9 protein-coding genes and 2 pseudogenes are annotated in these 12,453 nt (G+C 68.5%); 5 read left to right on the forward strand and 6 right to left on the reverse strand.

Annotated features, from left to right (window positions below; all coding sequences use genetic code 11):
* Nucleotides 1–10: 10 nt before the first annotated feature.
* The 3 genes and pseudogenes from PV410_RS24710 to PV410_RS24720 all read right to left on the reverse strand — a co-directional run.
* Complete coding sequence (locus PV410_RS24710) at nt 11–289, reverse strand: hypothetical protein (protein ID WP_500327766.1); 279 nt, start codon at nt 287–289, stop codon at nt 11–13.
* Nucleotides 290–1,350: 1,061 nt separating this feature from the next.
* Nucleotides 1,351–2,007, reverse strand: coding sequence for a helix-turn-helix domain-containing protein (locus PV410_RS24715; protein WP_500327767.1), 657 nt, complete (start codon nt 2,005–2,007; stop codon nt 1,351–1,353).
* A gap of 774 nt (nt 2,008–2,781) precedes the next feature.
* Nucleotides 2,782–3,109: pseudogene (locus PV410_RS24720) on the reverse strand (SOS response-associated peptidase family protein); the annotation flags it as partial.
* 1,014 nt (nt 3,110–4,123) lie between these two features.
* Between PV410_RS24720 and PV410_RS24725 the strand changes: the two are divergent.
* Together PV410_RS24725 and PV410_RS24730 are read left to right on the forward strand one after the other, a co-directional pair.
* On the forward strand, nt 4,124–4,294 hold the full coding sequence (locus tag PV410_RS24725) for a hypothetical protein (protein ID WP_500327769.1): 171 nt from the start codon (nt 4,124–4,126) through the stop codon (nt 4,292–4,294).
* Between the two features lie 32 nt (nt 4,295–4,326).
* Nucleotides 4,327–7,725: a helicase associated domain-containing protein gene (locus PV410_RS24730; protein WP_500327770.1), complete on the forward strand. Its 3,399-nt coding sequence runs from the start codon at nt 4,327–4,329 to the stop codon at nt 7,723–7,725.
* Nucleotides 7,726–7,853: 128 nt separating this feature from the next.
* Here PV410_RS24730 and PV410_RS24735 read toward each other — a convergent pair whose 3' ends face one another.
* Together PV410_RS24735 and PV410_RS24740 are read right to left on the reverse strand one after the other, a co-directional pair.
* The gene (locus tag PV410_RS24735) at nt 7,854–8,606 is read right to left on the reverse strand and encodes a hypothetical protein (RefSeq protein WP_500327771.1); all 753 of its coding nucleotides are present in this window, start codon (nt 8,604–8,606) and stop codon (nt 7,854–7,856) included.
* Nucleotides 8,603–9,652, reverse strand: coding sequence for a bifunctional DNA primase/polymerase (locus PV410_RS24740; protein WP_500327885.1), 1,050 nt, complete (start codon nt 9,650–9,652; stop codon nt 8,603–8,605). The genes PV410_RS24735 and PV410_RS24740 overlap by 4 nt, the downstream gene beginning before the upstream one ends.
* 927 nt (nt 9,653–10,579) lie before the next feature.
* On the opposite strand from PV410_RS24740, the gene PV410_RS24745 reads away from it, so the two are divergent.
* Genes PV410_RS24745 through PV410_RS24755 form a run of 3 tightly spaced genes read left to right on the forward strand, consistent with a single transcriptional unit; the run spans nt 10,580 to nt 11,596 of the window.
* Nucleotides 10,580–10,819 (forward strand): hypothetical protein, encoded by a 240-nt coding sequence (locus PV410_RS24745; RefSeq protein ID WP_500327773.1) that lies wholly within the window; start codon nt 10,580–10,582, stop codon nt 10,817–10,819.
* A gap of 9 nt (nt 10,820–10,828) precedes the next feature.
* Nucleotides 10,829–11,077, forward strand: coding sequence for a hypothetical protein (locus PV410_RS24750; protein WP_500327774.1), 249 nt, complete (start codon nt 10,829–10,831; stop codon nt 11,075–11,077).
* A 33-nt stretch (nt 11,078–11,110) separates the two neighbouring features.
* On the forward strand, nt 11,111–11,596 hold the full coding sequence (locus tag PV410_RS24755) for a hypothetical protein (RefSeq protein WP_500327775.1): 486 nt from the start codon (nt 11,111–11,113) through the stop codon (nt 11,594–11,596).
* A gap of 76 nt (nt 11,597–11,672) precedes the next feature.
* Here the strand turns inward: PV410_RS24755 and PV410_RS24760 are convergent.
* Nucleotides 11,673–12,383: pseudogene (locus tag PV410_RS24760) on the reverse strand (IS66 family transposase); the annotation flags it as partial.
* Nucleotides 12,384–12,453: the final 70 nt, after the last annotated feature.

The following is a 12,453-nucleotide window of genomic DNA, read 5'->3' on the forward strand; positions in this document are numbered from 1 at the left end:
ACAGCAGTGATCACCGAGCCCGGCGCAGCGTGGATGCCGGGTCGGCCTTCGTGGTCTGCTTGGGGGGCTCCTGCGGGCCGCAGCCGCCAGCGTGCACCGGCTTTCCCTTCGCCCCGCGTTGGCTGCGCGAGACGCGTCCTTCGATCGGGTAGCCGCAGAACGCGCAGATCAGCGGGCCCCGGTGGCGTGATGGCGCGCCGGCTGCCTTCGGGGCCCGGGCCGCAACGGTGTCGGTGGTGCCGTCATTCCGATTCACGGTGACGTCGAAGGCTGGCGCGACGTCGTACATCCGCAGCGTCGGCGTTGCGCGGTGGCTCTCTCCCCGGCGACCGCCGCGGCGAGGGATGCCTGACTTCTAGGCCATGGCTGGCACCTTAGCGATCGGCGGTGGGAGCTGGAGCCGGCGTGTGGCCAGGCGTCACCGGCGCTGACGGTCGCGGGAGCGAGCAGCCGCTCGGGCAGGTCTCTTCGTCCTGGTCGAGGACGTACAAGCAGTCCGAGCACACGCTCACGAACGTGTCGTGACAGCCCTCGGGGCAGTCCCAGTCGGTGCATGTCTCCCACCCGGGACAGGTCGACGGCTCCGGGCCGGTGGTGGGTTCGACATAGTGGTGGCGGAGGCGGCGCGGCAGCTGCGTGAACCAGGCGCGGTAGTCGTCGCGTTCGGTGGTCGGGCAGGCTTCCGGGCATTCACCCCAGGGACCGTGGCCCGGCACCTCTCCCGCGAGTGTGCAGATGGGCCGCAGCAGCATCTGTCGGTCACGGCTGAGGGCGTTCGCGGCCTCGGTGAAAGACTCTCCGGTCTCCGCCTGACGGCGCCGGACGGCAGCTTTGCGGGAGTGGTGGGAAGGCACGGCAACTCCAAGGGCATTCAGCACAGAAATCTGAATGCGCGGTGCCCGGCACCTTCGACAGCGCGGGGGCAGGCCCCTCACGCGGGCCTGCGCAGCGGCCCGATCCGTTGATCGCGACGAGCGTAGCAGCCCATCGGCTGTGAGGCAGGTTGCGTGCCCATCTCTTGCCGGTGCGGGGGTTGATCGCCGTCGGCGGCCAGTCGACGCTGTCTCTGTGCGGGGAGCGCCGTATCGCAACCCCGCACGCCACGGCAGGCCGTGACCCATTCCTTCCTGGTGCCGCCGCGCCTTTGGTCATCATTGAGTGGTGGCCCCACCGCAACGCTTGTTATTAGCCCGAATTTCCGGTCGGCGCCCGCATCGCCGTCGGCGTCCCAGGCCCGCCCAGGCCTAACCGCTTCCCGCCCCCTGCCAGTGCGACAAGGCCGGGAGGGCCGGAGGAACGTGTCGACCGGATGGGTCTCACGGGCAAGGCCGGTCTTGCGGATGAGGGCGTTCACCCCCCTGCTTCCTCAATCTGCCTACTCGTCTGCAGCCACAGCTTGCGCCACCCCTGCGACGGATCCGCACCGCATGCCTTAACGAAGGCTTCGGTGGATTCCCAGCTCGGGAATCGTCGACCGTTCAAGATCGCCGCGACCGTGCTGCGCCCGTACCCCATCCTGCGGGCAAGCGCCTCCTCGGTTGGCGCCTTCCGGGGGGTCCGTTGGAGTTTACGCAGCTCGGCTGCGAAGGCCATTCGAGGATCCGGCGCAGGCGAGGCCTGCACAGGTGGGGACTGCTCGCTGGCGGTCGTCGCAGGCGGTGCTACCGGGGGTGGTGATGTCTCGACCGACTCCGAGTGCCCTGCTTCGAGGCCGGGCTCGTGCACTTCATCCCAGAGTGCCTTGAATCGATCAATTTCGGCTTCGGGGTCGAGCCTCGGGCGGGCTCGCTTCGCCAGCTGTTCCACCACTAGTTCGACCACTCCCCAGGTGGGAAGTGTGGCCCTGGTGAAGGCGTGGTGGATCTTTGTGTGGCTGACCGCCTGGTCAACTGCCAGGTGGAGTTCACGAGCCGAGGGGTAGCCGGCCTTTCTGTGCAGGGCATGGAGCTCGCAGTTGAGAGCTCGCAGCGGCCCGTGCGGTAGGTCGGGCATCCGCCATCGCGCCATCAGGCAAGCCCCCAGCTGTAAAGAAACGTCAGAATATGTAAAACAGGGTCCCACCAGACGTCCGGGATTGTCAGCAACCGTGGAACTTAGTAAGTGACCGTCTGTGGCCGTCAGTGCCCTCAAATCGGCATCGACGCTGGTCAGGAACCTTTTATCCGACGATAGAGAGGAATCCTGATGGACCAGATCAGCGTCCGCACGGTGGTGCTGCTACTCGTAGGAGGACTCACGGCATTCGCTGTCTTTTGCCACCCGGGGCTAGGGACAGCGATCGCTGTCGCCGCTACCGTGGTTGTGCTCCTTCATGAGCTCATGGGTCGGGAGTGAAGCGGCACACTTTGGGATGCAATCCTTGAAGTGCTACGCCGAGATGAGCCCATGAGCCGCCACATCCTGAAGGAGCTGTTCAGCGCGGGTTGTACCGACTGGGCGGGGAGTCCACGCGCCCCCCCCAGCGCAAGGCCTGCCGAGAGTAGAGGGCCGTCACCAAGCGGGGTCGAGCAGCAGAAGTCGCGACCCGTTGGCCTCGCGGTTCCAGACGTGTGCCAGCTGTCGGGGACCACGCTGGTCTCGGCCTTGAGCTGGTCCAGCGCGCTGGGGTCAGTTGGCCCTTGTCGTAAAGCGGGTCGGCCCGGTTGCCAAGCAGAGCCATGCGGCGAGTCCTCACGGCGTGGAACCGGGCGATCGCCGCCAGGCTGATGAACGACAGCGCCGAGGCGAAGGACCACTCCACCCCAGACAGCAGGGTGCTCTCCACGGCGATGCCGGCGCCTGTCAGCCCTCGGGATCGAAAGCGTCCAGAAGATCAGGCCCTCTGCTCCGAACGCTGTTGACCGCCAAGAACACGGGTCGGACCGACAGCTGACGGTCGCCGGGCGCGGTCAGTAACGCGCTCAGTTCGCCGGGGTCCTGGTGCTGGGGGTCGAGCCAGGCGTCGTAGTCGGCGGCCGCGATGGTCAGCGGCATCCGGGGGTGGACGCGGCCGGCGGCGTCGGTGGCCTCGGTGGTGATGATCGTGCACGTGGCCAGCCAGGCGCCCGGGTCGTCGTCACCGGCGACCTCCCTTGTTCCGCCACCACTCGTACAGGCCCGCGAAGGCCAACCAGTGCCGCGATGACCTCACCGGCTTCCTCGCCAACCTTGGTCACCCTGCCCCATAGCAGTGCCTCCGGATCGCGGTCCCGGTTGTCGGGGTGGGCGTCGATCCACCGCGACACCGCGACGCCGGCGTTGATCCGGCCTGGATGTTCGGCCGCCCCGGTGGCTGTCACCGGATGTCCACGCTGATGTGCGGCGACACCATGGGAGCGGCGACGGCCAGAACGTGTTCGGAGGTGCCGAGGACGCTGGGCTGGTCCTCCAGACGCCGCAGAGCGTCGAGGACCTGGGCACGGCGGCCCGGGTTCTGCAGGCGCTCGGCGAGATCAGGCAGCAGCTTGGGCGGGACCTACGGCCCCAACCGGGGCCTACGCGGCCCCGGACCCCACGCCAGCGCCTAGGGCGCGCTGGACCGCCCTTTCCTGCCGCCTGCCCTGCGCTCCGCGCACCCCTCGGGCGCTGGGCGCCCTCGGTGGGCAGTTGCCCTTGGTAGGCCGCCCCCCTCCGCTGCAAGCGAGGCCGGCAGACGGTCGAGCGCAATGGTTTCGCCACAAGGGGGCTTACGGCGGGGCAAAGGAGCCGGGGTACTTCCGGAAGCGACCTGCAGACATTTGGCACAGCGAATCCGCGCGTTCCGTCGACCGCCAGGCACCGGACCCGAACCCTGGTCGGGTCCCACTAACCAGACAGGGCTCGGGCGCTAGCCCTGCACCAACCTTCATGGTCACTTCCGGGCCGTAGTTCCGCAGTACCCAAAAGGTTATCCCCGTAGTCACAACATCCTCCGCCCAGTTGCAGCACCACAGGCCAGAGCGACACGGAGCCGGGTATCAAGCGCCCCTGCAGCACACCACACCAGGTCAGACGGCAGACCAGAGCTACATATATGTAACTCAGATACCCAAGGTCAGCGCATCGGGCATGTCGTAACTAGAGAGAAAGTCGACACCTGCGCCACCACACCCCGGGCAGCCTGGCCCGGCACGCCGACTACCTCCATCAGCGCACCGGCGGAGTCATGGGAAGCCTGTCCCACCTCATCCGTGAAGCGGCCCTGACCGCGCTTCTCGACGGCAGCGAGAAGATCACCAAACGGCTCCTGGCCGGCATCCAGCTCGACATCCGCGCAGAACAGCAGTCCCGCCCGCCCCGCAGACGCACCCCGCGCACCCGCAGCGCCGTGTCCTGAGGGCGGCGCAGGTGAAGGGGAGGGAGGCGGGCGTGGTGGTGGAGGCGAGGGTGAAAAAGACCGTGCGGACTCAGGGAGCGCATACGGCCGGGGATGAGCGCACGTGGCCGCCGACACGGGACCGGTCCCGGTGCTCGCCTCGCGGTCTGCCGTTGGGCGCGGTGCGGGTAGCGCCCTTGAGCGGCGAGGTAACGCTGTCATTCGTCGGCCGCGTCGCCTCCCGCTACCGGCTCACCGCCAAAGAGCTCGTCGGCGCGCTCATCGACGCCAAGCGCCGCCCCAACCTGTACACAGTGCGACCCGACAGCGAAGTGATCTTCAACACCGAGGCCCGAGCAGTACTCGCCGCGTTCTGCCGCGTGCCCGAAGAACACCTACGCCACGCCCTGCCGACCTGGGACACCGATCTGCCCACAGGCAAGCCCGGGAGTGGGCCGGCCGCCTGGATCCGCACCGCCGACACGATCGCGCCGACCGGCCCCGGATGCCCGACCTGCACCGCGACCGCCACAAAAGGAGCAGGGACAGCGCGCCGCTACCTCCTCCCGCACGGCCGGGTCTGCACCACGCACCGATGCTGGATGTTGGAAACACCCGTCGTTGACGAAGCGACAGCGGTGCCCGGGCAGCTGGACCTGCGGAATGTGCCGCAGATCGTGGCAGCTCAGCGACGTCACGTGCGGCTGCTGCGCCGCTACCCGCACACCGCCGAGGCCTTCACCACGGCGCAAGCGGTCCTGGCGTCGTGGTGGGACAAGCCCTGGCCTGAGGAAACCGCCTGGCCCGAGCGGCTGCGGCAGATAACCCACGGCGACGCCGCATGGCGCGGTGCGGCGCGGGACGCGGTGACCTACCCCGAAGCCGTCACCCTGACCGCACTCCTGGCCGACCCGGGCGTGCAGGCGCATCTGCTCGCTGACGCCGGAACTCACCAGCCGCACGCGCTGGCCGACGTCCCCGGCTTCCCCAGTGAACTGGCCCAGCGCCTTCAGCGGCCATGGCTCGCCGATCGCCTCGGTGCCCTCACCACAGGCCCGCTCAACGCCTGGGTACGCGCCTGTATCCGTACCCAGGCCGGACAAAAGCCGAAGACACGCAGCATGTGGCACGTCTCCACGCCCCACCGGCCCGCACCGGTCTCCCGGCTCCTGACCGAAAGCCGGCCCGGGAACCAACCGACGCCGAAGCCGCAACCACTGTCGGCAGCGGATACCGAGGCTGCCGCCGAAGGGTTCGCGCGCGGCCTGCGCCACGCCCGCACCTACGCCGCCGAGCACGGCCACCTCTGCGTCCCCTCCAAGCACGAAAAGGACGGGTTCCTCCTTGGCCTGTGGCTGGGCAACCAGCGCGCCGCGGGCCCCCAGCTCTCCCCCGAACGCAGCCAGGCTCTGTCCGACCTCGACCCGTGGTGGAACCCGCCGTGGAGCACCCTGTGGCAGCGCATCTACCTGCGCGCACGACAGCTGCTGGGCTCAGGGACCACCCTCCGACCCGAGCAGGGCTTCCCCGGCACCAGCGAGAATCTCGGCACCTGGCTGTACCGGCAGTGCCAGGCCTACGACAGCCTCCACCCCCAGCAGCGCAAGCTGCTGGCCCAGATCGGCCTCACCACCGAAACCGCCCGCCACGCACGGCCGCGCCACCGCAACCTCGCCGAAGCCCGTGACCAGGGCCTCGACCACGCACGCGCCTACTGGAAGCAGCAAGGGCACCTGTGCGCCAGCGCTGCCGATACACACACCGGCTTCCCGATCGGCCAATGGCTGGCCAACCTCCGCGTACGGGCCAGACGCGGCATTCTTGACCTCGCTGTCGCGCAGCAACTCGAGGCGATGGACCCGTGGTGGGCACCACCCTGGCCCTCCGACTGGCAACGGGCCTGCTACAGGGTCCGCGGCCTCGTCCGATCTGGTCACACCCTCGACCCCGAAAACGCCTTCACCTCCTTCGACGACGAACTCGGTCAATGGCTCTACACCCAATGTGTCGGCTACCGGGGCCTGGCCGTGGAACAGCGCAAACAGCTCGCGGCCCTCGGTCTGACCTTGCAGACCGCCGCTACCGCACGCCCCAACCCCGCCGCCCAGAAGCCGTCCCTGGAAACCGGGCTCCACTACGCCCGCTCCTATGCCGCCCAGCACGGCGACCTCAACGCATCACCCTCCGACCGGCAGGACGGTTTCCCCGTCGGAGGCTGGCTGGCCCGCCAGCGGCACCAGGCCAACCTCCACGCCGACAAGTTCACCGCGCCCTACCCGGCCGACCCGCTCCTGGCTGCCATCGACCCCTGGTGGAACCCACCGTGGAACGGGGACTGGCAGATCAACCACCGCGCCGCCCGCACACTCGCCGAAAACGGCCTCACCCTCCTCCCCGAGCAAGGATTCCCCGGCACCCCCGACTGGACCGGGCAATGGCTCTACATCCAGTGCACCGCCTACCAACGCCTCCACCCCGGACAGCAGCACAGGCTCACGCAACTCGGCATCACCGCCGAAACCGCCCGCACCGCACGACCCCGCCGCGTCACCCAGCAAGCGCAATTCGACACCGGCCTGGATCACGCCCGCTCCTACGCCGCCCAGCACGGACACCTCGCCGTACCCAAGACCGAGAGCCACCACGGCTACCGGCTGGGGACATGGCTCGCCGACAAACGCCAACGAGCCGCTAACGGCACACTCCCCCACAGCCGTGCCGAAGCACTCAACGCCCTCGACCCCTGCTGGAACCCTCCCTGGGGTCTGCCATGGCAGACCACCTACCACGCCGTCAGAACCGAGACGCGCGGGCACGCTCTGAACGCGCAATCAGGCTTCCCCGGACTCCCCCCAGACGCCACCCGGTGGCTGCTCACCCAGTGCATCAACTACGACGACCTCCACCCGGGCCAGCGTGAGCTCCTCACCGGCCTCGGTATCACCGCCCAGGACGCCCGCGCCGCCCGCCCGCAGCAGGAAACACGCACCCGCCCCCGGGCCGGCGCCAGCCGCCCACGCCCCACCACCGTCTCGTCATCCATCGACGGCGGCCTGCCCTACGCCCGCGACTACGCACAAACGCATGACGGCCTCGGCACCGCCCACTACGACACCGAACACGACGGGTTCCCCCTGGGCTGGTGGCTGTACGAACAACGCAAACGCGCCAACGCCCACACCCGCCGCACCGGCCGCCCCTGGCCCCACGCACACGCACTCGCAGCACTCGACCCCTGGTGGAACCCACCCTGGAGAATCAGCTGGCAGCACATGTACACCGGGCTCCTTTCCACCCTCGCCGAACACCAGCGCCCGTCAGCAAGTCAACGCCACTGGCTGACCACCCAGCACACAAACTGGCCCATGCTCCACCCCGACCAACGCACACTCCTGACCACCAGCGGCCTCAACCCCACGAACAAGCACCTACCAGCGACCCAGCCAAGATGAGCAACAACCAAAAAACCTGAACGGCCATCACACACAACAAAAAAACACCACGTCAGAACCCCCGGCACCCGTCTACAACCACAAGCGGCCACCGATGACAGACCCACCAGCACCAACCAGCTATCTGATCAACCCAGCTCAGACGCCCACCACATGCGCATGATCACTGGGCGGGGACAGGAGATGGAGTAGCCGAGCAGCAGGTGGAGGAAGTCCGCGGTGCGCCGGCCTTCGGTGTCGGTGCCAAAGGTGTCGTCGAGGAACCTTTGCCAGCGGGGAGTGGGCATCGCCCGTGGGGCGACCGTGGTGGAGCGAGAGTGGTGCTGGGTAGCTGGGTCCGGCGGGGTCAGCGCGCCGCTCCTCAAGTCGACAACACCTTCGGGGGTGCACAGCGCGTACGGATCAGCGTCAAGGAGGCTGGCGTTCATGACCATGCCAGGGGACGCTTTGGCCTGCATCAGCAGGGCGTTCATGCCGGAGGTGGACAGAGCGCGGCGGCGGTGTCGGCGCAGGTCGGTGCTGGTGTAGGTACCGGTGGGGTCGTTGGTGGCGATGGCTTCGGCCATCTCTCCGACTGCCCAGAGCACGGTGTCTTCTTCGTCGAGCTGCCAGCGGTGTCCGGCCCAGCGGTACCAGCCCAGGCCCGGGACGTGCCGGTAGTCGCGGCCGTACAGGTGCACGAAGAGTTTGGCGTTGCCGCGGTCACTGAGGGAGTCCGGTAGCAGGCCGTGAGCGGTGGCTGGTTGCGGTGTGGTGGGCGCGGGTGTGGCCTGTGCTGGGAAGCCGGGAATGGCCAGTGCTTCCTGGACGGGGCCGGCGAGGATCTGCTGGGCCGCGGCCGCCGCATCGAATCCGCCTGTCCCTGGCTCGGTCGGCGTCATGAGGGTCGTCCTTCGATGTGGAGCGGTCGCCGGGCGCCGGCATCGAGTCCACTGCGGATGATCTGGGAGCAGCGTCGTTCCTGGCCGGGGCGGGCGTACAACGCGGCGTCCATGAGTATCCGCTCGGCGTCGGGGGCGTGGATGTAGCCGCTGGCTGCCAGTCCTCCGGCGGTGAAGGCGGCGCGGTTGAGCTTGTCGGAGAACCCTGCGCCTTCGGCGACCTGGGCGCAGGCCGTTACATCGGCAAGGACGGTCTCGAGGACCTGGCTGGCGCGGCCGCGGCCGCCGCCGGCTGCGATGACAGCCTGGCGGGCCCGCTGGGGGACGCCCTGGGGCGTCTGGGGGCGGCGAGGGACCGGGATGTCGAGGTGTCCCGTGCGGGCCAACTCGGTGGCTAGCCATTCGGGGAGTCCCGCCGGGGCTCGAGTTGGGCCGATGGGCGTGTAGGTGCCGGCAGCTGTGGTGGTGCCGGGGGCGACGATGTAACCGCCGGTGGAGCGAACGTCGACCTGCCAGGCAAGGGCCCGCCCCGCGCTGGATCCGGTAGAGCACAGGAAGCGGCGTGCGTTGGTGGTGCGGTACCAGATGTGGAGGCCCCCGGAGGGGGTCCTGACGCGCAGGGTGGTTTCGTCGGTGGCAGGGTCGGGCTGGCCTCGCAGGGCGGCGAGCAGCGCCAGAGTGTGGAAACCGTGCGCCAGGCCAGTCAGGTCGACCTGGTCGTGGATGGGGATGCCAGGCAGGAGGCGGTCTCGGTCCGGGACGGGCTGGGGGTGGGCGTCGATGTCGAGCACCACGAGGTTGGCGGGCCCGCAGGCGACTGCCACACCGAATCGCGGATTGGTGGACCACCAGGCGTGGATGCGGTCCGTGTTCGTGGTCGCGGCGTGAAAGCCGTGGCACCAGCGGCCGGCGGCGATACAGGGGCAGTCGGCGGAGCTGTGCTGGCGGGCCTGGCAGGGGGCGCAGTTAGCTGGCGGGGTCTTGCGGCCGGGAGCCAGGGGGAGCACTGGCCAGCCTTGGTTAGCGCACCAGAGGGCGTGGGTCAGCGGGCCCGAGCGCTGCTCGTGGCGGCTGTCCTCAGCCAGGCTTGGTGGCACAACGTCCTTCCAGTTCTTCGGTCGCTTGCGGCGGGCTCGCTGTCCAGCCCACCGGAGAAGGAAAGCTCCTGGTCAGCTGGCTCGTGTGAGGTTCGGAGCGACCGAAGCGACTCAACATCCAAACAGGGTCAACATAGATTAGCGAAGGACGGATTTGCGATGTGCCACACCGGTTCAGGTCGCAGGTTGTCCGCCGTCTAATCCGGGGCAGAGCGACTGACGGTCGCTTCAGTCGCTGGGTCCACGTCCCGAGAAAAAGCCAGCTCAGTGGACGTGCTGGGGTTCGCAAGCGACCGAAGCGACCGATGCCCCGGTATATGACGCGCACACGCACACGCAGGAACGTCGCCATAATCCCAACCTTGAGTCGCTTCAGTCGCTGAAGCGCGTCCCGAGGCCACCCTGACCAGCGACTTCTTCAGCGACCGAACAGCAGCGACCAAGCAGCGACTTAACCCCGGGCTCATCCCAAGAAGGGTCAAGCGACTGACGCGACTCGTGCGCCGCGTGCCTCTTCAGTCGCTGCTGCAGGCGCTTATCTGCAGGTGGGACGGCCTGCGCCGAACAACCCAGGCGCCCCAAGCGACCGAAGCGACCCAAGACAGGGAACACGCTAACTCTTTGCTTGCAGGTCGGAAGCCACCCGATGGTTCAGTCGCTTTGGTCGCTGCGCCCGCGCCTCCGTCGAGATTCTGAGGACGAAGCACAGCACCTTCGAAGACCGGTCACGTCGCTCGAATGGGCAGTGTGCTGGTCCCCAGCCGACGCTCTCAGATACCCTCCAATGACGAATGGTCTTTCCACTCGGAGGACAGCATGAGCGCCCAGCCCGCGGACACCGGCCCTGCCCCCCAGGCCGCGCCCACAATCCGCAGCGTGCGCGCAGCCCTCCCCCCGGAACACCGGTCTGGCTTCAACGAGCAGATCGACAACACTGAGCTTCACATGATCGGCAAGGTCCTGGCCGACTGGGATGCTCGTGCTCGGGCCCTCGCGAGCCCGGCCATGCTCGCCATGGCGCGACGTATCGCCGACGAACGGGCCGGCCGGGCCGAAGCTTCCACCACGGCGTCCGATGCCGAAGTTCGGGCCATCGCCCCGTCCCTACGCCCGTAGTCTGGCTCCGTGCCGTACGAGATCGACCTCAGCTCCGAGGTCGTCGCCGACTTCCAGCTTCTCCAGCGCTGGGCCCGCCGTTCCCTCGAGGCGGCCCTCCTGGTGGCCTCTGGCGACCCGCATCGGCTTCCTGCCATCCCTCAGCAGTCTGAGCACGCCCGTATCTTGAGCTTCGCCGACGGCCGCGGGCTGTGCATGGTGGAGATCGACGACGAAGGTAAGCGCTTGGTTGTCCGGCTTATCGAACCGCCCCGCTGACCGGCAACGGTCTCGACAGCAAGGGGAGAGCTCATGGCACCGTCGCCGGACGGCTTCACCGACTGGAAGTGGAAGCTGGCCACACTGCTGCGCCCCCGGCGCAGCGAGTTCTGGCTCTACTACCGGTGCGATGCCGATGCCGGACACCAGATGGTGAAGGTCTGCGAGCGCTCTGGCTACGACTTCGCTGTGCTGCACTTCAGGATCTGCCACGAGTGCCGGCACGGCCTCGTGGCGAAGATCCGCGTCACCGAGGAATGGACCCGTCAGGGGTACGCCACGCGGATGGTGCAGCGGGCGATACGCGGGTGCGAGACCTACTCCTGGTCGACCACCAACCGGTCTGAGGACGGCGAGCTGTTCTTCCCGACCCTTCAGGCAGCGCTCGGAACTGCCTTCACCCGTCGCGAGCGGGTGTGCGAGCACATCAAGGATTGCCGCCGCGGGCATGCCCGACCCCGCATGGAACGTCCGCCGACCAGCCCCCAGCGCGCCATGGAGCGCCGATCTGCCGCCTAGCTAGAGCTGGGTAGTCCGGCGCTGGTCGTAGAGCGTCCACGCGCGCCCGGTGATGAGGACGACCCAGAGCTCGCCATCACCCAGGTAGTGATTGCAGCAGCGAGCGGTTCACCGGCCGGAGGGGCTGCGCCAACGGCCGGTGACGTCCATGGTGCGCCAGTCGCCGACCTGGTCGATCCACACCCACCAGGTGCGACGCACGGCCTCGACCTCGTCGGCGGGTGGCGCCTGGGGCAGCAGTTCGGGGACGGCCATCACTCGACAGCTGCACCTTGGCCATCCGGATGGCCTGCTCGGATCGGTTGTTGTCGAAGGGGACCCGCCAGTCGAAGGCGAACCTGAGCACTTGGTCGCGCTCGGTGTCGAGGCGGTCGAGGAGATTCGCGGCCTTCGACCGCCTGCGGCGCGGCTCGCCCGGTGCGCGGGCCGGATGCAGCGCCCGACCGGCGGCGACGATCTCCTCGTAGCGCGCCGCGATGCACTCGAGCGCGTCCACGGTGAAGCCGGTCGCGTGCTCGTGCACGGCCCGGATGGCCTTGATCTGGTCCCAGACCTCGACCAGCAGGACAGCGAGATCCTCGGCCCACCCCTGCGGCGCATCGGCGGGTGCGTTCTCGGCCACGCCCGCGAGTTCGCGCAGGTGGTGGGCGTTGCACAGGGCGTGGACGGCGCCGGTGTAGGTCTTGTACGGCTTCCAGCCGTCGTGGACCGCTATCCCGCCGAATTGCGGCAGGACGCCCATCGCCTTGAACGCCTCCACCCCGCGCTTGGTGTGGACCTGGTAGAACGTGAGGGTGCGGGTGTGGAGTGCGGGGTCGACTCACGCCGACACCGCGCATGTCCGTTTCGGGTCGAAA

Source organism: Streptomyces sp. PA03-5A, from assembly GCF_033792725.1.
Lineage (GTDB): Bacteria > Actinomycetota > Actinomycetes > Streptomycetales > Streptomycetaceae > Actinacidiphila.